This is a genomic window from Pseudomonas spartinae, from assembly GCF_965197125.1.
Lineage (GTDB): Bacteria > Pseudomonadota > Gammaproteobacteria > Pseudomonadales > Pseudomonadaceae > Aquipseudomonas > Aquipseudomonas composti_A.
In genome coordinates this window covers 42,740-63,352 of the sequence record NZ_CBDAMB010000009.1, presented here as the reverse complement: position 1 = coordinate 63,352, position 20,613 = coordinate 42,740, and the positions used below count along the sequence as shown (strand labels likewise).

Annotated in this window: 15 protein-coding genes; 6 read left to right on the top strand and 9 right to left on the bottom strand. The window is 65.7% G+C overall.

Annotation, left to right across the window (positions count from 1 at the left end; translation table 11 throughout):
- Window positions 1-27: 27 nt before the first annotated feature.
- The 5 genes from ACN8M7_RS18980 to ACN8M7_RS18960 form a co-directional block, all read right to left on the bottom strand.
- Window positions 28-1,341: an NAD(P)/FAD-dependent oxidoreductase gene (locus ACN8M7_RS18980; protein ID WP_490261774.1), complete on the bottom strand. Its 1,314-nt coding sequence runs from the start codon at window positions 1,339-1,341 to the stop codon at window positions 28-30.
- Between the two features lie 107 nt (window positions 1,342-1,448).
- On the bottom strand, window positions 1,449-2,816 hold the full coding sequence (locus tag ACN8M7_RS18975; RefSeq protein ID WP_490261773.1) for a glutamine synthetase family protein: 1,368 nt from the start codon (window positions 2,814-2,816) through the stop codon (window positions 1,449-1,451).
- A gap of 455 nt (window positions 2,817-3,271) precedes the next feature.
- Window positions 3,272-4,777 carry a methyl-accepting chemotaxis protein gene (locus tag ACN8M7_RS18970; RefSeq protein ID WP_490261871.1) on the bottom strand — a complete coding sequence of 502 codons (1,506 nt, stop codon included), beginning with the start codon at window positions 4,775-4,777 and terminating at the stop codon, window positions 3,272-3,274.
- A 432-nt stretch (window positions 4,778-5,209) separates the two neighbouring features.
- Complete coding sequence (locus tag ACN8M7_RS18965; protein ID WP_490261772.1) at window positions 5,210-6,286, bottom strand: FAD-dependent oxidoreductase; 1,077 nt, start codon at window positions 6,284-6,286, stop codon at window positions 5,210-5,212.
- Window positions 6,283-7,296 (bottom strand): AraC family transcriptional regulator, encoded by a 1,014-nt coding sequence (locus tag ACN8M7_RS18960; RefSeq protein WP_490261771.1) that lies wholly within the window; start codon window positions 7,294-7,296, stop codon window positions 6,283-6,285. The genes ACN8M7_RS18965 and ACN8M7_RS18960 overlap by 4 nt, the downstream gene beginning before the upstream one ends.
- A gap of 103 nt (window positions 7,297-7,399) precedes the next feature.
- On the opposite strand from ACN8M7_RS18960, the gene ACN8M7_RS18955 reads away from it, so the two are divergent.
- Both ACN8M7_RS18955 and ACN8M7_RS18950 read left to right on the top strand, forming a co-directional pair.
- Window positions 7,400-8,458: a fatty acid desaturase gene (locus ACN8M7_RS18955; RefSeq protein ID WP_490261770.1), complete on the top strand. Its 1,059-nt coding sequence runs from the start codon at window positions 7,400-7,402 to the stop codon at window positions 8,456-8,458.
- A gap of 198 nt (window positions 8,459-8,656) precedes the next feature.
- Window positions 8,657-11,536 carry an EAL domain-containing protein gene (locus ACN8M7_RS18950; protein WP_490261769.1) on the top strand — a complete coding sequence of 960 codons (2,880 nt, stop codon included), beginning with the start codon at window positions 8,657-8,659 and terminating at the stop codon, window positions 11,534-11,536.
- Here the strand turns inward: ACN8M7_RS18950 and ACN8M7_RS18945 are convergent.
- The 3 genes from ACN8M7_RS18945 to rpmB all read right to left on the bottom strand — a co-directional run bounded on the left by ACN8M7_RS18945 (window position 11,524) and on the right by rpmB (window position 13,405).
- Complete coding sequence (locus ACN8M7_RS18945; protein WP_490261768.1) at window positions 11,524-12,738, bottom strand: HDOD domain-containing protein; 1,215 nt, start codon at window positions 12,736-12,738, stop codon at window positions 11,524-11,526. The genes ACN8M7_RS18950 and ACN8M7_RS18945 overlap by 13 nt on opposite strands.
- A 264-nt stretch (window positions 12,739-13,002) precedes the next feature.
- Window positions 13,003-13,158, bottom strand: coding sequence for a 50S ribosomal protein L33 (rpmG, locus tag ACN8M7_RS18940; protein WP_003464575.1), 156 nt, complete (start codon window positions 13,156-13,158; stop codon window positions 13,003-13,005).
- A gap of 10 nt (window positions 13,159-13,168) precedes the next feature.
- The gene (gene rpmB, locus ACN8M7_RS18935) at window positions 13,169-13,405 is read right to left on the bottom strand and encodes a 50S ribosomal protein L28 (RefSeq protein WP_003242523.1); all 237 of its coding nucleotides are present in this window, start codon (window positions 13,403-13,405) and stop codon (window positions 13,169-13,171) included.
- A gap of 345 nt (window positions 13,406-13,750) precedes the next feature.
- Here rpmB and ACN8M7_RS18930 point away from each other — a divergent pair, with 345 nt between their 5' ends.
- On the top strand, window positions 13,751-15,328 hold the full coding sequence (locus tag ACN8M7_RS18930) for an ABC transporter substrate-binding protein (protein ID WP_061238327.1): 1,578 nt from the start codon (window positions 13,751-13,753) through the stop codon (window positions 15,326-15,328).
- Window positions 15,329-15,443: 115 nt separating this feature from the next.
- Here ACN8M7_RS18930 and radC read toward each other — a convergent pair whose 3' ends face one another.
- A complete protein-coding gene (gene radC, locus ACN8M7_RS18925) occupies window positions 15,444-16,118 on the bottom strand; it encodes a RadC family protein (RefSeq protein ID WP_061238326.1) in 675 nt (224 codons plus the stop codon).
- Window positions 16,119-16,315: 197 nt separating this feature from the next.
- On the opposite strand from radC, the gene coaBC reads away from it, so the two are divergent.
- From coaBC to algC, 3 genes are all read left to right on the top strand, one after another.
- Window positions 16,316-17,524, top strand: a complete 1,209-nt coding sequence (coaBC, locus tag ACN8M7_RS18920; RefSeq protein ID WP_061238325.1) for a bifunctional phosphopantothenoylcysteine decarboxylase/phosphopantothenate--cysteine ligase CoaBC — start codon at window positions 16,316-16,318, stop codon at window positions 17,522-17,524.
- Between the two features lie 2 nt (window positions 17,525-17,526).
- Entirely contained in the window at window positions 17,527-17,982 is a 456-nt protein-coding gene (gene dut, locus ACN8M7_RS18915) for a dUTP diphosphatase (protein WP_061238324.1), read from the top strand.
- Window positions 17,983-19,215: 1,233 nt separating this feature from the next.
- On the top strand, window positions 19,216-20,610 hold the full coding sequence (algC, locus tag ACN8M7_RS18910) for a phosphomannomutase/phosphoglucomutase (RefSeq protein ID WP_197432149.1): 1,395 nt from the start codon (window positions 19,216-19,218) through the stop codon (window positions 20,608-20,610).
- Window positions 20,611-20,613: the final 3 nt, after the last annotated feature.

The following is a 20,613-nucleotide window of genomic DNA, read 5'->3' as shown; positions in this document are numbered from 1 at the left end:
CCACGGTCCGATCCCGGGGGCCAGCGGTCAGCGCAGCTTCTCCAGCATCTGGTAGTACCACATGCCTGCCGCCAGCATCGGGTTGCCGAGCTGATCGCCCAGCGGCACCTTGATGTGCTTGCAGGCGGCGAAGGTGTCGAACTGCTCCAGGTCGCCGGTAATCGCCTTGGCCATGATCTCGCCCATGATATGGGTGGTGGCCACGCCATGGCCGGAGTAGCCCTGGCAGTACCAGACGTTGGACGAGAGCTTGCCCAGTTGCGGGATGCGGTTCATCACGATGCCCATGGCGCAGCTCCACTGGAAGTCGATCTGCACGCCCTTGAGCTGCGGGAAGGTCCTCTCGATGCACGGACGCAGCTCGCCGGCGATGTCGCGTGAATCGCGGCCGGAGTAGTTGGCGCCGCCGCCGAACAGCAGGCGGCCATCGCCGGTGAGACGGTAGTAGTCGAGCACGAAGCGGCAGTCGTAGACCGCCAGGTCCTGCGGGTTGATCTCTTGCGCCAACTCGCCCAGCGGCGCGGTGGTGACGATGCCGCCCATGGCCGGGAAGATCATGCCCTTGAGCGTGCGCCGCTCCAGCTTGTGGTAGACGTCGCCGGCCAGCAGCACCTGCTTGGCCTCGATGCGCCCGCCCGTGGTGACCACCGCCGGACGTGGGCCGTGGACGATATCCAGCACCTCGGAGTGCTCGAAGATCAGCGCGCCCAGGCTTTCGGCGGCCTTGGCCTCGCCGAGGCACAGGTTGAGCGGGTGCAGGTGCATGTTGCGGGTGTTCTTCAGCGCCCCGCAGTACAGGTCGCTGCCCAGTTGCGCACGTACGCCGGCGCCATCGAGCAGACTGACATCGCCCGCCATGCCGCGGCGCAGCGCTTCGTCGTAGGTCGCCTTGAGCTCGTCCATATGGCTGGCTTTCATCGCCGTATGCAGGTGGCCGTGCTTGAGGTCGCAGTCGATACCGTACCTGGCCACGCGGCTCTTGATGATTTCATGGCCACGCCAGCGCAGGTGCCAGATGAAGTCGTCCACCTCCTCGCCCAGGGTGTTGCGCATCTGCTTGCGCATGGCCTCGTCGCCGGACAGGCTGCCGGTGACCTGGCCGCCGTTGCGCCCGCTGGCGCCCCAGCCGACCTTGTTGGTTTCCACCACGGCCACCTTGAGGCCGCGCTCGGCCAGCTCCACCGCCGTGGCGATACCGGTGAAACCGCCGCCGATGATGGCCACGTCGACGCTCACGCTGCCCTGCAGCGTCGGGTAGTCGGACTCGAAGTTGAGCGAGGCCGAGTAGTAGGACGGCGCGCGCTCGGCAGCGGGTTTGACGGGTTGCTTGATCGTGTTCATTGCATGTCCTTGGGGTGCATTCGCACCGGTGAATCTGGGATCGCGGCTGAAGCCGCTCCTACGGGTCAAGCATGCGTAGGAGCGGCTTCAGCCGCGATGCTGTTCAATCAGGCGTTGCTCAGGTACCAGCGCCAATCCTGCTCGCCGACCTCGCCCATGAACTGGCGGTACTCGGCACGCTTGACCGCGAGAAAGACCTTGAGGAAGTCCGCGCCGAAGGCATCGCGCGCCCAGCTGGAGCGCTCCAGCGCCTGGATCGACACCAGCCATTCGGTCGGCAGCAGGGTCGTGGCCTGGGTGTAACCGTTACCCTCCACCGGTGCGCCGGGGTCGAGGCGATCACGCATGCCACGGTGAATCCCGGCGAGAATCGCCGCCGCAGCCAGATAGGGGTTGGCATCGGCGCCGCAGATGCGGTGCTCGACATGCCGGGTGCTCGCCGGGCCACCGGGCACGCGCAGGCTGACGGTACGGTTGTCCACGCCCCAGGTCGGCGCCAGCGGCGCGTAGCTGTTGGCCTGGAAGCGCCGGTAGGAATTGGCGTTGGGGCAGAACAGCAGCAGCGAGTCGAGCAGGCTGGCGAGCATGCCGCCGACCGCCTGACGTAGCAGCGGCGTGCCGGCCGGATCTTCACTGGCGAACAGATTGTTGCCCTGCGCATCGGCCAGGCTGACATGCATGTGCATGCCGGTACCGGCTAGGTGATCGAAGGGCTTGGCCATGAAGCAGGCCTGCATGCCGTGGGCATGGGCCACGCCCTTGACCAGGCGCTTGTAGCGCACCGCCTGATCCATCGCCGCCAGTACCGGGCCATGTTCCAGGGTGATCTCCACCTGGCCGGGGGCGTACTCGGAAATCGCCGTGCGCGCGGGAATACCCTGGGCCTTGCAGGCAGCATAGAGATCACGCAGGAAGGGCTCGATCTGCTCCAGCTCACGCAGGCCGTAGACCTGAGTCTGCCGTGGGCGACCGCCATCGGCATCCAGCGCCGGCTGCGGGCGGCCCTGGGCATCACGCTTCTGATCGAGCAGGTAGAACTCCAGCTCGCAGGCCATCACCGGGTAATAGCCCTCGGCTTCGAGCTGTTCGATCACGCGGATCAGCAGCTGGCGTGGGTCGGCCGGCGTGGCCGGCAGGCCTTCGGTGGGATGCATCGACACCTGCACGGCGGCGGTGGGCATCTGCCGCCAGGGCAGGCGCACCAGGCTGCCAGGCAGCGGATAGGCGCGACAGTCGATATCGCCCACCTCCCAGACCAGGCCGGAATCCTCGACGTCCTCGCCCTGGATGGACAGGCCGAGCATGGTGCTCGGCAGCGGCCGGCCGCTGCGGTACAGCGCCAACAGCTCCTCGCGGTGCAGCAGCTTGCCGCGCGGCACGCCATTGGCGTCGAGGATGAACAGCTCGATCAACTCGATATCGGGATTGTTCGCCAGGAAGTCCTGAGCTTCCTGCACGGGGGCGAAAGTCGTCATGTTGCGCTCGCTTGCGCCAGTTGGGCGCTCGGTGTCCGCACGGCCCGTTCGATTCTTGAACAGGTTGCACAGGCAGACAAGGTGATAGCAGTAGCTGCGGGCATGGCGCAGCCATCGGTATTCAGCGGGCGGGGACGACGTCCGGCGGGCGCGCGTGGCGGCAATGCCACAACGCCCAGAAGGCGAGGATGATGGTCAGCAGGGGGTTGAGCCGCTCCAGCAGGCGCCGCCGCGCAGGCGCGCGGTGCGGTAGAACATGGACGTGGCAGACCGGGGAACTCATGGCTTGGCAGCGTCGCACAGGGTTTGACGTGCGTTAAATCGGGTTTTTCATACGCTTGGTTATGCGCTAGCTAAACAATCGTGCCGATTCAAACCACGCCGAGCGGCAGGAGGCCGTGGCGTACCGCCGCTCAAACCGCGCCACCCACGCAGTGACGGCGCGCACGGTGGCCCTATGGCTCCGGCTTGTAGCCCAGGCGCAAGCCGCCCCAATGCTTGCCCTGCACCATGATCGGCACCGACAGGTCGTGCATCAGCTCACCAGTATCGCGCATGTAGGTCTGCAGCAGCAGCGCCTGCGTGTGGCTGCCGCAGCGGATGCCGGTTCGGTCATTGAACAGGCGCTTGCCACGGCTGCGGGTGGCGTCTGCCGCCGGGTCACCGCTGGGCGGATGGTTGAAGGCGGCGTTATGGGTCGGCACATAGCCTTCCGGCGTGGTGGAAATGGCGAAAACCAACCCCTCATGGCGCTTGAGCAAGGGTTCCTGCAAGGCCGGCAGCACCTGGTCGGCATACTGGTCGAAGCGCGTGCGGTACTTCTGCGGGTGGGTGCCGGCAATCGGCTGGTAGTGGCGGTCGAACAGATCGTCGAGGCTGATGCGACCGGCCTGCAGATCGTCTTCGAATTGCGCCGCGATGGCCGCTGCGCCTTCGCGGGCCAGGTCATAGGCACGCTGGTGGTAGTCATCCAGGCCCACTTCGGCGAGCTGCTCGCTGACGGTCTCGGCCTGGCCGACCAGTTGCTCGGCAGCATCGGCCAGTTGCCGCGTCTGCCCTTCGCTGCCCTGCACATCGTCCTGCAATTGCAAGGCAGCCGCCGACAGGCTGGCCAGGCGCTGGTGGTTGTCTGCCGTACCGGCGCTGATCTGCGCCACCTGTTGCTCGACTTCCTCGGCCTGCTCGGCAATGCCGTGCAGGCCACTACCGGCCGTCTCGACCTGGCGCGCCGCCTGCTCCAGCTCGACGCTCTGGCGCTGGATATGGGCGACCACTGCCGTGCTCTGCTGGCGGATGTCGGCGATCATCTGGCTGACTTCCTCGGTGGCACTGGCGGTGCGTGCAGCGAGGTTGCGCACCTCGTCAGCGACCACCGCGAACCCGCGGCCCATCTCACCGGCGCGGGCTGCCTCGATGGCCGCGTTGAGCGCCAGCAGGTTGGTCTGGCTGGCGATGGACTGAATCACCTGGGTGACCTGTTCGATCTGTTCGGTGCGGCTGCCGAGCCCGTCGATCAGCTCACGACTGGCCAGGGTCTGGGCGCTGAGCTGCTGCATGCGCTCGATGGCCTGGTTGAGCTCGGCCTGGCCATCGGCGCTGGCGGCCCGCACATGCTGCGCAGCGGCCAGGGTGTGCTCGGCGCGGGTGGCGCTGTCCTGCTCGGTATAGGTAATGGCTTCGGCCGCCTGGCTGACCTGCTGCACCGCCGCCAGTTGCGACTGCAGGCGCTCGGCCAGGTGCTTGACGGCATGGGCCACCTTGGCGGCCGACAGCGCGTTGTGGCAGGTGTGTCGCGACAGCCCACGGCTGAGCTCGACGAAGTCGCCGCCCAGGCTCTGCTGGGCAGCGTGCTCCGGCTCGTCGCGGCGCTGCCACGGCCCGAGCCAGGGCCATAAGGCCAGCAACAGGAAGGACACCACGCTGACATAGACCGGCAGTTGCACCTGCTGGTAGACCAGCATCAGCGCGGCCAGCCCCAGGGCGTGAAGAAGACAGGCAACGGGGGAACGGACAAAGGCAGCTTGCATGACCGACCTCAGAGTTCTTGTTCTGGTGCGCGGCGAGGCGCTGTAGGCGGACGGGGTCACGGCGGGTTCTCTCCTTGAATATCCCACGCAACCTGGGCAGCAGGCTACGTGTACGACAGGCCCGACGAAAAATCAGCGTATGCAGAACGGGCACCATGACCGGGATTCGAGCAGCTTGGAAGCGCCAGCACCATAAAACTTTGGTAGCACACTGCCACGAAATTAGACGGTCAACCTTTGGCAGGCCGAGCGCAAACAGGCCTCCAGCGCAGTCTTTGCCAGGGACCCAGCCACTGTATCGACGCCTAATCGGGTGGCATTAGCAAACGGTTGCAAAACCGCGCTGGCTTTGGCCTCAACGGCAGGCTAGCCGGCCATGCGATGGCGTTTGACGAAACGCCGGTCCAGCCAATCCTTGCAATGCCCGTAAAGCTGGCCGCCAGCACTCCAGTCGTGCCAACCGAGCAAGGCGCCACCATCGCCAGTGGCCAACAGCGCCAGACTCTGCCACTGCGCCCGGTAATGTTGCAGTGGCCGCTCATGCAACGCGGCATGCAGATTGGCGGCAAGCACGGGCGCCTGGCGTACGGCGAAGCGCCCACTGCGACGCATGCCATCGAGGCTGGCGCAATCGCCAACGGCGAAGATCTGCGCATGGGACTCGCACTGCAGAGTCGGGCGGATGGCGACGAAACCGGCGGCGTCCTTGGCCAGCTCACTGGCCGTCAGCCAGAGCCAGGGCCGTGCGCCACTGGCCAGCAGCAGGCGCCGCCCGCGCCAGACCGGCTCGTCGCCGCTGAGCAACCAGTCATCCTCGATACGCCCGATCGGACAATACTCGCGCACCTGCACGCCGCGCTGGCGCAGGTGCCCCAGCGCACGCAGCCGCAGCCCCGGCGCCAGCCCGTCGAGCAAGGAGCCGCCGCAGAACAGCGCCAGCGCCGGTACCTTGTCGGCCAGCGCCAGAGACAGCTCCACACCACCGGCGCCACCGCCGAGAATCGCCATGCGCCGCGGCTCGGCCTGCCACTGCTGCCAGCCCTCGAGCAAGCGCTCGATGGGGCGGGCCGCCAGTACCTGCATGCCATCTCCCTGCTGCGGTGGAATGGCCATACCGGCCCCCACGTTGAGCGACAACCACTCACCCTGCAGCTGGCGGCCGTCGCCCAAGTTCAGGATGCGCGCATCGGCATCGAGCGAGGCGATCTCGCCTTCGATCAGGTCGACCTTGGCCGCCCGGCACAGCGGCTGCAGTTCAACCCGGCAGTCCGCCGCACTGAAACGGCCGCTGATCAGCCCGGGCAGCATGCCGGCGTACCAGGCTTCCGGGCCAGGACTGAGCAAGGCGATACGCCCCGGCGGACGCTCCACCAGTGCCCAGCGGCGCAGCACACCAAGGTGGGCATGGCCGGCCCCGGCCAGGATCAGGTCGTACTGGGTCATGCGTTCTTGAATCCGTCGCGGTATTGGCTCGGCGTCTGGCCGGTCCAGCGTTTGAAGGCTCGGCCGAAGCTGCTGCTGTCGCTGAAGCCGAGTAGATAGGCAACTTCACTGATCGAGCAGCGCGGGTCGCGCATGTGCCGTAGCGCCAGGGCGTGGCGTGTATCACCCAGCAACTGCTCATAACTGCTGCCCTCCTCGGCGAGGTGGCGCTGCAAGCTGCGCAGGCTCAGGTGCAGGGCCTGGGCGATGCGCTCGGCGGACGGCTCGCCATCCGGCAACTGTGCCTCCAGGCAAGCGCGCACCCGCTCGCTGCAACTGGCGGCCTGCAGTTGCTGGAGGTTGCGCCTGAGCACCGCCTCGTTGTGTTCGGCAAGCTCCGGGTTGCCATCGTCCAGGCGTTGCTCGAAGGCGGCGCGAGGGAAACGCAGCAGGCTCTCCTCGGCATCGAACTGCACAGGCGCGCGAAATACCGCCTGCCACGGCGTCGGGTCGGCTGGCCGAGGTCGTTGCAGCCGCACCAGCAATGGCGAGAAGTCGCGGCTCAGACGATTCCGGCAACTGCGCACGTAGATCGCGGCGAAGGCATCCAGCGCTTCAGGTGCGGGCGCCGGACTGCCTGGCGGTATACGAAAACGAAATTCGTAGACCTCCTCCAGCGCGCACAGCTCCAGCTGCAGCGCATCACTGACCACGCGGTGATAGCGCACGATGCGCTCGAACATCTCGCGCAGGCTACTGCTGGCAACCAGCGCATAGCCCAGGGCATGGAAGGTGGTCGGGCTGACGAACTGCGAGGTCTTCAACCCCAGCGCGGGGTCACCACTGGCGGCCACTGCCAACTGCCACAGGCGTGTGGTCAACGACAGCGGGCAGCGCGCGTTGGGGTCGTCGAGCGCTGCCGGATCGAGCCCCGCCTGGCGGCACAGCTCTGCGCTGTCCAGGCCAAGCGCATCGAGCTGCTTGCGCAGGGCGCGGGTCCAGCTGGCCAGGGTTGAGGGTTCGGCGGTCATGCAGATTGGCGTATCCGGTAGGCAGGTTGGCGTGCACGGTCGGGCGCTCTGACGACCGTCACGGCACAGTGAAGTCACAACCCGATAACAAGAGGATGTCGGCATGTCGCCCTCTCCCGCAAGCCTTAATGACCAGCAACGCGCCGCTTATATCCGTGAACAGGTGATGGCCCATGGCAACACCCTGCGTCAGCGCTATCCGATCCTGCAGCATCAGGACGCGTTGGGCGCCGGTATTCTGGCCTTCGCCCTGCTCGGCATGTTCGCTTCGGCGGCGCTGTATATCGGCGATTACCTACCCTGGTGGGCGTGCCTGCTGCTCAATGCGTTCTTCGCCTCGCTGACTCATGAGCTGGAGCACGACCTGATCCACTCGATGTATTTCCGCAAGCGAGCGCTGCCGCACAACCTGATGATGGCGCTGGTCTGGCTGGCGCGGCCCAGCACCATCAACCCCTGGGTACGCCGCCATCTGCACCTGAACCACCACAAGGTGTCCGGCAGCGAAGCGGACACGGAGGAGCGCGCCATCACCAACGGTGAACCCTGGGGCATCGCGCGCCTGCTGATGGTCGGTGACAACATGATGAGCTCGCTCATCCGCTGGCTGCGCGCGAAGACCCCGCAACACCGCAGGCTGATCCTCACCCGCACGCTAAAGGTCTACGCGCCGCTGGGCCTGCTCAACTGGGCGACCTGGTACCTGTTTCTCGGCTTCCATCTGCTGGACTGGGCCAGTGCCGCGCTCGGCGCTCCCATCACCTGGTCGGCCGGCACCCTGAAGGTGATGGCCGTGGTGAACGTTGCCGTGGTGGTGCTGGTAGGTCCCAACGTGCTGCGCACCTTCTGCCTGCACTTCGTCAGCTCCAACATGCACTACTACGGAGACGTCGAGCCGGGCAACGTGATCCAGCAGACCCAGGTGCTCAATCCTTGGTGGCTGTGGCCGCTGCAAGCCTTCTGCTTCAACTTCGGCAGCAGCCACGCGATCCACCATTTCGTGGTCAAGGAGCCCTTCTACATTCGCCAACTGACGGTGCCCTTCGCCCACCGGGTGATGCGCGAGATGGGGGTGCGCTTCAACGACTTCGGCACCTTCGCCCGCGCCAATCGCTGGACGCGCCAGCAAAAATCCAGAGAGGGGCGCACGCAGACCGCCTGAGCATTGCCCGAGCGCGGCGCAGCGGTGCGCCGCCGTCTCGGCCAAGCAGTCATTCGTCGCGCCATCCTGGCAGATGAGACTCGCAACGCAATCATCCCGCCAGCAGTCGGCTAGAATCCTCAAGCGCCCGAGCGCTCCCCACAAGGGGACGCGTCCACCGGACTTCGGCGCCCTCGTAGTAGCCATGAGGCGCTCTGGATGCTCCACCCGTTTCGCTCACTGCTATTTCTGCTGTGCCTGGCCTGCGCTCTACCGGCCTGGGCAGCTGGCGCGCTGCCTCTGCTAAAGCTCGGTGCAGCCGACCTGGCCGAGCCAGTGAGTATCGAGCGCAGCCTGGTGCTGGAAGACCCCAGCGGCCAACTGACGGCCAGCGAGGTGCTGCAACGCATCCGCGAGCAAGGCCATGAGGTGCAGGGCACCGCACGCATCGGCTACACGCGCAGCGCCTGGTGGCTGGCCGTGCAGTTGCAAACGCCTCCGGCCGAACGCCTGCAACTGATCATCGGCCAGACCTTCCTCGACGACCTGGAAATCTGGCTGTTCGACGGTGACACCCCGCTCGCCCCCCTGTACAGCGGGGCCACTCGTCCATTCGCCGAGCGCGGCGAGCCCTACCCGCAGTTTCTCCTCAACCTGCCGCGCCTGGGCCAAGGCCCGCACAGCCTGCTGCTGCGTGTGCAGAGCCATTCGGCGATCAACCTGCCGCTGCAGGTGGTCGGTGCCGCGCAGGGTCAGCAACTGATCGCCCACAGCTGGCTGCAGAGCGGCCTGTTGATTGGCGCGCTGCTGGCCCTGGCGCTGTTCTATCTGGTCAAGTACAGCACCCTGCGCGAAGCGCAGCTGGCCTACTTCAGCCTCACCTCATTGTGCGTGGCGCTCTACAACGCCAGCCTGTACAACCTGGCCGGGCTGCTCTGGCCGCAGTGGCCGCTGCTGCCCAAGTTGCTGATCAATCTGCCCACCGCCGGGATGATGATCTTCAGCTCGTTGTTCATCGCCAGCGCCCTGGGCCTGCGCCTGGGGCGCCTGCGCTGGCTGCGCGACGCCTTGTTCGCGGCCACCTTGCTGGTCAGCCTTGGCGGCGTCTTCGTCGATCACCCTCAGGCCTACCAGATCCTCAATCTGCTGACGCTGGCCACCGGGCTGTATCAGCTGCTGCTGATGATCCTCGGCGTCTATCAGCGGCGCCCTTATGCACCTGGCTACCTGCTGTGCTGGAGCGCCGCACTGGTGCTGATGCTGCTGGTGCCGCTGAGCCGCGCCGGGCTGATCCCGCTGCCCGGCGGATTCTATGCGCTGTACGCCTACTTGCCGGCCATGAGCATGCTGCTGTTCGGCGCCCTGCTCGACAAACAGCTGGAGCGGGTGCGCCGTGTGCTGCTGAGCAGCCAGGAACAGGCCATCGACAATCTGGAGCAGTACCAGGCGCTGTTCCGTCACAGCGGCGAAGGCATCTTCCGCTGCCATCGCGACGGCCGCCTGAGTGAGGCCAACCCGAGCCTGGCGCGCCTGCTCGGTAGCGAAACCCTGCCGGACGACCTCAGCAAACTGTCCCTGCAAAGCCTGGTGGGGGAAACCCAATGGCGCTGGCTGCTGTTGCAGCTCGACGTGCAGACCGGCGCGGTCAGCTGCGAGTGCCAGCTGTACGACCTCGAACAGCGGCCCCGCTGGGTTTACCTGTCACTGCACCTGCGCCCGCATCAGGAGTTCATCGAAGGCATCGTGGTCGACCTCAGCGAGCGCCGCGCGCTGGAAGAACGCCTGCAACAGCTGGCCGCCCACGACGCCCTGACCGGCCTGCTGAACCGTCGCGAGCTGGAAAGACTGCTTTCGGAAACCCTCAACGGCACGGCCAAACGGCGCTTCAGCCACTTGCTGCTGCTGGGGCTGGATCGCTTCAAGCAGGTCAACGACCTGTTCGGCCACTCAGCAGGCGACCAACTGCTGAAGCAGCTGGCCAGCCAACTGCTGCATCAGCTTGCCCGTCATGCCGAGCTGGCCCGCGTCGGCGGCGATGAATTCGCCATTCTCCTGTGCGAAGTCGATGACGAAGCCGCGCTGAGCCAGGCCGAGCAACTGCGCCGCGCCGTCGAGCAGTTCGTCTTCACCTGGCAGGGACGGCCGTTTCGCCTGCACGCCAGTATCGGCATGCTGGCCCTCAGCTCCGGCGTCAGCGACTGGGAAACCGCGCTGAACTGGGCCAGCAGCGCCAGCCAGCTGGCCAAGCATCAAGGCCGCAACCGCGTGCAGCAGTTCAACCCGGCTGACGGTGCGCTGCTCGAACATCAGCGCCAACTGCAATGGATCACCCGCCTGCGCGAAGCCACCGAGCGCGGTCATTTCGAGCTGTTCTTCCAGCCGGTCCAGGCGCTGCAAAGCACCACCAGCGGCCTGCATTACGAAGTACTGCTGCGTTATCGCGATCCGCAGAGCGGCGAGTGGATCAGCCCGGCGCAGTTTCTCGATGCGGCGGCGCGCTACGACTTTCTCGGCGCCATCGACCGCTGGGTGGTCCAGCACCTGTGCGCCTGGCTGGCCGCCAACCCGCGGCACCTGGCGCAGCTGGCCCAGGTAAACGTCAACCTTAGCGCCAGCTCGCTGCTCGACTGCAACTTCCATCGCCTGCTGCAGGACGAACTGCAGCGCTACGGCCTGCCGCCCGGCAAGCTGTGTATCGAAGTGACCGAAATGGTCGCCCTGGGCGAGCTGGGCGTCTCCGCCCAGTGGATCGAGACGCTGCGCAGCAAGGGGCTGAAGGTCGCACTGGATGACTTCGGCAGCGGCTTTGCGTCCTACGCCTACCTGCGCCACCTGCCGCTGGACATTCTCAAGATCGACGGCAGTTTCATCAGCGGCATCGAGCACGACCCGATCAACCAGGCCATGGTCGGCTCGATGCGCCAGATCGCCGGGCAACTGGGACTGCTCACCGTTGCCGAATTCGTCGAGACCCAGGCCAGCCTGGACTGCCTGCGCCGCCTCGGTATCGACTACGCCCAGGGCTACTTCGTCGGCCGTCCGCAACCCTTGCGGCAGTTGGCCGACGACGCCCGTCGCCACGGCACTCAGGAAGCCTGATAGAGCTCCGCAGGCAGACGTTCGAGCAGCGCCGGATGCAGACGCAGCATGCGTACGCAGCGCGCCTCGACCAGGCTCGTCGGCGATTCGCGGGCCGGCAGCGCCAGCAGCAGGCCGCTGAGGTTGAGCACCAGTGCCTCGCGTGAGAAAACGCCGCTGCCCAGGCCGTAGAACGCTGCGATCAGCTCGCGCAGACCGAATGGCAGACGCCAGCGAATACGCAAGGCCGAACCGAAGCTCGCCGCCCTGCGCTGCATGGTCTGCTCGATCTGCTCGTTGCTCAACTCACCGCCGGCTTCCAGCCAATCCTGCAGGCTGCGCAGCAGCGCCAGCTCCCCCAGGTTGTGCAGCAGGCCGGCGGTGTAACACAGTTCGGCATCCAGCTTCAGCTCCAACGCCAGCCAGCGCGCCAGATCGGCACTGCGCCGCGCCTGTTGCCAGGCGTGGCTGGCCAGCTCGGCCAGGCGCGGATCACGCAGCTGTGCGTTGCGCTGCACCGCCAGGCCCAGCACCAGGTTCAGCGTGCGCGCCACACCCAGGCGATGCAGCGCCTGAGTCAGGGTATGGCAGGGCGCGCCCTGATGCTGCGCAGCGCTACTGGCCGCAGCGATCAACAACGCGGTGATCTGCGGGTCGCTACCGAACACCGCCTCCAGCTCGCCCAGGTCCTGTTCGCCGGACTGCAGCCCCTGACTGACCGCATTGCGCACATCGCTGAGCAGCGGCGCGCCCTGCCCCTCTTCACGCAAGGTATCGAGAAAGTCGCGCAGCTCGTTCACCAGCAGCGGCTGGCGCACCACCATCGCTGACGCAGGCGAAGGCAACAGGGCCTGCAAGCGCTGACGCAGGCTTTCGGCATTGAAGGGTTTGGCCAGGTAAGCACTCGGCGCCAGTGGTCGCGCAGCGCGCACACTGCTGGCATCCAGGCGACCACTGATGAGCACGAACGGCAGTGCCGGCGTACGCGGGTGACGGCGCAGCTGACGCAGCAGCTCCAGACCATCGAGCCCAGGCAACTCGCCATCGGCAATCACCAGATCAGGTAGGCGGCGCTTGCAGCGCGCCAGTGCCGCCTGGCCATCGCTGACCTGCAACACGCGAGCATCGCCGCGCACATCGAGCACCAGCTGCTGCAACAGGTTGGAGGTCCAGGGGTCAGCCTCGGCGATCAGAACTTCCACACAATGAGCTGAAGCAGTCATGCAAGCCTCTGGGCAAATGACGAACGGAGAGTGCCCGAACTGCATGTGCCCAAATCCACCAAAAAGCTGATGGATGAGTCAGGTCCACGGCAACGCCGCAGTCTAAACCGGGGGCTTTTGTGACGTAAGTAACAGAAGGTCGAGTTGCCAATGAAACAACCGCGACCAATGGTCGCGCCGCCCCGCGCACGCGAGAACAGCAGAAACGCAGGCAACAAAAAAGCCCGCCATAGAGGCGGGCTTCTTCGACAGGTAGCCGATCAATTACTTGATCTTGGCTTCCTTGTACATCACGTGCTTGCGTACGACCGGATCGAATTTCTTGATTTCGATCTTGTCGGGGGTGGTGCGCTTGTTCTTGTCGGTGGTGTAGAAGTGGCCGGTACCGGCGCTGGACACCAAACGGATCAGTTCACGCATGACTCTCTCCTTAAACCTTTTCGCCGCGAGCGCGCAGCTCAGCCAGCACTACGTCGATGCCACGTTTGTCGATGACACGCATGCCCTTGGCAGATACGCGCAGACGCACGAAGCGCTTCTCGGACTCGACCCAGAAGCGATGGTGCTGCAGGTTCGGCAGGAAACGACGACGGGTTTTGTTGTTTGCGTGGGAAATATTGTTCCCGGTTACCGGACCCTTACCGGTAACTTGACAGACTCTCGACATGCCTCAGCCCTCTAAAACCACATGCCCAACCCGGCATGGGTTGGCCGCTTAAACTCAATGTCATTGGCGCTCAGCGCCGCGTTTCTCGAGGGTCTTACCGGGCGCACTGGATAGCGCAAGAACCGGGCCCCTAGAAAAGAGCGCTGCTTTATACCAGAAAGCCCAGGGAGCAACAAGGAAAACTGCAGGATAAAACACAAGCCCGGGCCAGCAGACCGGCCAGGGACCGGCCCCTGGGGGCCTGATCAAGATTCGACCGCTCGTCGCCTCGCCCAGGTATTCAGCGCCCGACAAATCGACTAGGGTTGCAAGCTTGCCGTCAACGCCAGGAATGAGGAATCAACCATGCGCCTGTTGCTCGCCACTCTGCTGTGCACCCCGATTCTGGCTCAGGCCGCCACCCTCAGCGTTTGCACCGAAGCCAGTCCGGAGGGTTTCGACGTGGTGCAGTACAACTCGCTGACCACCACCAACGCCTCGGCCGACATGCTGATGAATCGCCTGGTGGAGTTCGACGCCGAGCAGGGCAAGCTGCTGCCGAGCCTGGCAAGCAGCTGGTCGATCTCCGCAGACGGCCTGACCTACGACTTCAGCCTGCGCGACGACGTGCAATTTCACCACAGCGCAGACTTCACGCCCAGCCGTAACCTGGACGCCCAGGACGTGCTGTTCAGCTTCCAGCGCATGCTCGATCCGCAGCACCCCTGGCATGCAGTCGCCACCAGCGGTTATCCACACGCCCAGTCGATGCAGTGGCCGAGCCTGATCGCCAAGGTCGAGGCGCCGGATGCGCACAGCGTGCGCATCACCCTGAACCGACGCGACGCCACCTTCCTTGCCACCCTGAGCATGGGGTTCGCATCGATCTACTCGGCCGAATATGCCGACCAGCTGATGGCCGCCGGCACCCCGCAGAAACTCAACAGCGCGCCGGTGGGCAGCGGCCCGTTCGTCTTCGAGCGCTTCCAGAAAGACGCGGTGGTGCGCTACCGCGCCAACCCGGAGTACTTCGCCGGCAAACCGGGTGTGGACCGGGTGATCTTCGCCATCACCCCGGACAGCAACGTGCGCCTGCAGAAGCTGCGCCGCGGCGAATGCCAGATCGCCCTGTCGCCGAAACCGCAGGACGTACAGGCCATCGCCGACGACGCCAAGCTGAAAAGCGCGCAGACCGCCGCCTTCATGACCGCCTTCGTCGGCATCAACAGCCAGCATGCGCCGCTCGACAAGCCGCAGGTGCGCCAGGCGATCAACCTGGCGTTCGACAAGGCCAGCTACGTCAAGGCCGTGTTCGAAGGCAGCGCCGAGCCGGCCAACGGCCCCTACCCGCCGAACACCTGGAGCTATGCCAGCGAACTGCCCGGCTACGCCCATGAGCCGGAAAAGGCCCGCGCCCTGCTGGCCGAAGCGGGCCTGAAGGACGGCTTCAAGACCACCATCTGGACGCGCCCGAGCGGCAGCCTGCTCAACCCCAACCCCAGTCTCGGCGCGCAGTTGCTACAAGCTGACCTGGCCAAGATCGGCATCGACGCCGAGATCCGCGTGATCGAATGGGGAGAGCTGATCCGCCGCGCCAAGGCCGGCGAGCATGACCTGCTGTTCATGGGCTGGGCCGGCGACAACGGCGACCCGGACAACTTCCTCACCCCGCAATTCGCCTGCGCCTCGGTGCAATCGGGCCTCAATTTCGCGCGCTACTGCGACGAAACGCTGGACAAGCTGATAGCGGACGGCAAGGCCAGCAGCGACCAGGCCGAGCGCAGCCGCCTCTATCATCAGGCGCAGAAGATCATTCAGGAGCAGGCGCTGTGGGTGCCGCTGGCCCACCCCACCGCCTTCGCCCTGCTCAGCGAGAAGGTCGAGGGCTACAAGGTCAGCCCCTTCGGCCGGCAGAATTTCGCCTCGGTGCAGATCGCACCATAAGGCGCCATCGTGGCGGACTAAAGCCCAACCTACAGATGGCAGACTACGACACGCAGGGCGGGGGCAACCCGCCGCATCGATAACGGCGGGTACACCCGCCCTGCGCCTGTCCCAGCTACATCCAGCCCAGCTCGGCCATCGATAGCGGCTCGCCATCGCCGACGATGAAATGATCGAGCACGCGCACCTCGACCAATGCCAGCGCGTCCTTGAGCCGCTGGGTCAGCACGCGGTCGGCCTGGCTGGGCTCCGACACGCCAGATGGGTGGTTATGGGTGAGGATGACGGCCGCGGCATTGTTGCCCAGCGCTCGCTTGACCACCTGCCTGGGATAGACGCTGGCGCTGTCGATACTGCCGCGAAATAGCACCTCGAAGGCCAGCACGCGGTGCTTGGCGTCGAGAAACAGGCAGCCGAACACCTCATGCGGCTCGTGACGCAGTTGCGCCTTGAGGTAGTCACGCACCGCCTGCGGGCTCTCCAGCGCGGAATCGCGGCGCAGGCGCTCGGCCAGGTGGCGCCGCGACATCTCCAGCACCGCCTGCAACTGCGCATATTTGGCCGGGCCCAGGCCGAGGTGCTGGCTGAAGCCGGCCAGATCGGCTTCGAGCAGGGCCCTCAGGCTGCCGAACTCGCTCAGCAGATAGCGCGCCAGGTCCACCGCACTCTTGCCGGTCACCCCGGTACGCAGAAAGATCGCCAGCAGCTCGGCGTCGGTCAGCGACGCGGCGCCCTGCTCCAGCAATTTCTCCCGCGGACGCTCTGCCGCGGGCCAATCACGAATGCTCATGTACACCTCCTTGTGCGGCGCCTCTAAAAACTACCTGCGTTGTCATCCCCAGGTTTTTCAGAGGTGCCTAGTCGAGCCAGGCGCCCACTGTTCCGCTGCGGGCGCTGTGCTATCGTAGCCCATCTTTTTACACGGGGCCGGCCTGGGGAGGCGTTGGTCACGTGGCGCACATCCACCGGTATATAAAAGGCAGGCCTATGCAGCGGCTGTATCGCAAACGCATCATTGTCGGCGTAGGGGGCGGTATTGCTGCCTACAAGAGTGCCGAACTGGTTCGCCGACTCAAGGATCAAGGCGCCGAAGTCCGCGTGGTAATGACCCAGGGCGGACGCGAGTTCATCACCCCGCTGACCCTGCAGGCCCTCTCCGGCCACCCCGTGCATCTCGATCTGCTCGACCCGGCCGCCGAAGCGGCGATGGGCCATATCGAGCTGGCGCGCTGGGCCGACCTGATCCTGATCGCCCCGGCCACCGCCGACCTGATCGCGCGACTGGCCCAGGGCGTGGCCAACGACCTGCTGACCACTCTGGTCCTGGCCACCGACGCCCCCGTCGCACTGGCGCCGGCAATGAACCAGGCCATGTGGCGCGACGACGCCACCCAGGCCAATCTCGACCTGCTGCAGCAGCGCGGTATGCGCCTGTTCGGCCCGGCATCCGGCAGCCAGGCCTGCGGCGATGTCGGCCTCGGCCGCATGCTCGAACCCAACGACCTGGCCCTGCTGGCCGCCGACTGCTTCCAGCGCCAGGCACTCGATGGTCTGCACATCCTCATCACCGCCGGGCCGACTCAGGAAAACATCGACCCGGTGCGTTACATCACCAACCACAGCTCCGGCAAGATGGGCTTCGCCCTGGCCGAGGCCGCAGCCGAAGCTGGCGCGCGCGTGACGCTGGTCAGCGGCCCGGTGCACCTGCCGACGCCGGACCGGGTCAGCCGCATCGACGTGGTCAGTGCCCGTGACATGCTCGCCGCTTGCGAAGCCGCGATGCCCTGCGACGTGCTGATCGCCGCCGCAGCGGTGGCCGACTATCGCCCGGAAGTGGTCGCGCAGCACAAATTGAAGAAAGACCCCACCAGCGGCGAAGGCATGCTCCTGCAAATGGTGCGCAACCCGGATATTCTCGCCACCATCGCCGGCCGTGAGGATCGCCCGTTCAGCGTGGGCTTCGCCGCCGAAACCGAGAACCTGCTGGAATACGCCTCGCGCAAGCTGCGCGACAAGAATCTCGACCTGATCGTCGCCAATGATGTGGCCAACCCCAGCATCGGCTTCAATAGTGAAGAGAACGCCATCACCGTGATCGACCGTGGGTTGCAGCCAACCAGCTTCGCCCAGACCAGCAAGGGCAAGATCGCCCGCCAGTTGATCACCCTTATCGCCGAACGACTGAACAAGAACTGACCATGCACGCTCTGCAAGCCAAGATCCTCGACCCCCGCCTCGGCCAACAATTCCCGCTGCCGCAGTACGCCACGCCCGGCTCCGCCGGCCTCGACCTGCGCGCCATGCTCAAGGAGGAGATCGTCCTCGAGCCGGGCCAGACCGTGCTGATTCCCACCGGCCTGTCGATCTACATCGGCGACCCCGGCCTGGCGGCGATGATCCTGCCGCGCTCGGGGCTCGGCCACAAACACGGCATCGTCCTCGGCAACCTGGTCGGCCTGATCGATTCGGACTACCAGGGCGAGCTGATGGTGTCGTGCTGGAACCGTGGCCAGACGCCGTTCACCATCGCCATCGGCGAGCGTATCGCGCAGCTGGTACTGGTGCCCGTGGTGCAGGCGCACTTCGAATTGGTCGAACAGTTCGACGAGACCCAACGTGGCGCAGGTGGCTTTGGCCACTCCGGTAGCCACTGACTCATCCCACCGTAGGACGACCCGCCGAGGAGCACCGACGTGAAACTCTTCAAGCGTAGCGCCAAGGAAGCCGACACTGCCGCCAGCCCGGCGCCGAGCAAGTCCAGGAGCAAGGCCGCCCAACCCTCGCTGGGCCCTCTCCTGCCTGGCCTGCTGGCCGCACTGCTTGGCGTCGGCGCAGGGGGCGCACTGCTGTGGTTCGCCGACAGCAGCGGCAGCCAGGCGCGCCAGGCCGAACTGACCCAGGCCATCGGCAGCAACCAGGCCGCTGCAGTGCAACAGGCACTCAAGCAACTGCAGGCCGACAGCCTCGCGGCGGCGCGCAACCCGGAACTGCTGCAGGCACTGCAAAGCGGCGACAACCTGCAGGTCAGCGAAGCGGAACGGCGCCTAGGCTATTGGGATGGCGTGATCGATGCCCACCTCAATCGCCGTGGCGAAGCCGTCCAGAACACCTCGCGCGCCGCGCCGATGAACTTCGCCGGCCTGGATATGCTGCGCCGCGCCGAAAGCGGTCAGCAGCCGGCTGTCGAAGCCTATCGCGTCGGCAAACGCTGGTTGGCCTACAACGCCGTGGTGCTGCGCACCAGCGACAGCCAACCGCCCCAGGGCACGCTCATGCTGGCGTTCGACCTGCAACGCCTGCTCGCAGCCCTGCCGGCGCTTCCTGCCGAGTACGGCCAGGTGCAGCTGGTGCAGCAGTTCGCCAACACTCCGGCACAAATCCTGCTGCAACGCGGCCAACCAGGCGAGGGGACTACGCAGACCTTCACCACCGGCAACCCCTACTGGAAGCTCAGCTTCAGCCCGGGTCCCGGCCTGACAGGGGGCGGCCTTCCGCTACCGCTGCTCGGCCTTGCGGCATTGCTGGCGCTCGGCGGCGCCCTGATCGGCCTGATTCTGGTGCAGGGTGCCCTGCAACGGCGCGTCAATGGCGATGCCCAGCAGCTTGGGCAGATGCTCAAAGAACTCTCTGCCGGTAAGAACGTCAAAGCCTTCAGCCTCAGCGTCCCGGCGCTCGATGTCCTGGCCCAGAGCCTGGCGAGACTGCCGCGTCGTAGCAGCCCTGAAGGCAGCAGTACCCCCGTTAAAGGAACAGCAGCGGCCCCCGCCGCTCAGCCGGCCGCCAAACCGGCCGAGCTGGTCGACCCGCTGTTTCAGGACACCGATATCCTCGATATCGACATTCTCGATGAAGACCAGGATCTCCTGGGACTGGAGCAGAGCCCCGCAATGAGCAAAAGCCAAAGCGCCCCGAAACTTCCCGCCGACATCTTCCGCGCCTACGACATTCGTGGCGTGGTCGGTGACACCCTGACCGCCGAATACGCCTACTGGATTGGCCGCGCCATCGGTTCGCAAAGCCTGGCCCAGGGCGAACCCAAGGTCATCGTCGGCCGTGACGGTCGCCTGTCCGGCCCGGAACTGCTGCAACAGCTCGTGCAAGGCCTACTCGACTGCGGCTGCGAAGTCACCGATATCGGCATGGTGCCAACCCCGGTGGTGTACTTCGCCGCCAACGTGCTGGAAGGCCGCTCGGCCGTGATGCTCACCGGCAGCCACAACCCGCCGGACTACAACGGCTTCAAGATCATCATCGCTGGCGACACCCTGGCCAACGAGCAGATCCTCGCGCTGAAGAGCCGCCTGGACAACAACGACCTGGCCAGCGGCGTCGGCAGCGTGCAGCAGGTCGACGTGCTGCCGCAGTACTTCAAGACCATCCGCGACGACATTGCCCTGGCCAAGCCGCTCAAGGTGGTGGTGGACTGCGGCAACGGCGCCGCCGGCGTGATCGCCCCGCAACTGATCGAAGCCCTGGGCTGCAGCGTGATTCCGCTGTTCTGCGAAGTGGATGGCACCTTCCCCAACCACCACCCGGATCCGGGCAAGCCGGAGAACCTGGTCGACCTGATCGCCCGCGTCAAATCCGAGAACGCCGACCTGGGCCTGGCCTTCGACGGCGACGGCGACCGCGTCGGCGTGGTGACCAACACCGGCAACATCGTCTATCCGGACCGCCTGCTGATGCTGTTCGCCAAGGACGTGGTCTCGCGCAACCCTGGCGCCGACATCATCTTCGACGTCAAATGCACCCGTCGCCTGACCCCGCTGATCAGCGGCTATGGCGGTCGCCCGGTGATGTGGAAGACCGGCCACTCGCTGATCAAGAAGAAGATGAAGGAAACCGGCGCCCTGCTGGCCGGCGAAATGAGCGGCCACATTTTCTTCAAGGAGCGCTGGTACGGTTTCGACGACGGTATCTACAGCGCGGCCCGTCTGCTGGAAATTCTCAGCCTCGAAAAGCGCAACGCCGAGCAGGTGTTCAGCGCCTTCCCCAACGACATTTCCACGCCGGAAATCAATATCAAGGTCACCGAGCAGACCAAGTTCGGCATGATCGAACGCCTGCAGCGTGAAGGCCAGTGGGGCGAGGCGAACATCACCAGCATCGACGGTGTACGCGTCGACTATCCCAAGGGCTGGGGCCTGATCCGCGCCTCCAACACCACACCGGTGCTGGTGCTGCGCTTCGAAGCCGAAACCCAGGAAGAGCTGGAGCGCATCCAGGACGTGTTCCGCGCGCAACTGCTCAAGGTCGCCCCCGACCTGCAACTGCCCTTTTGACCT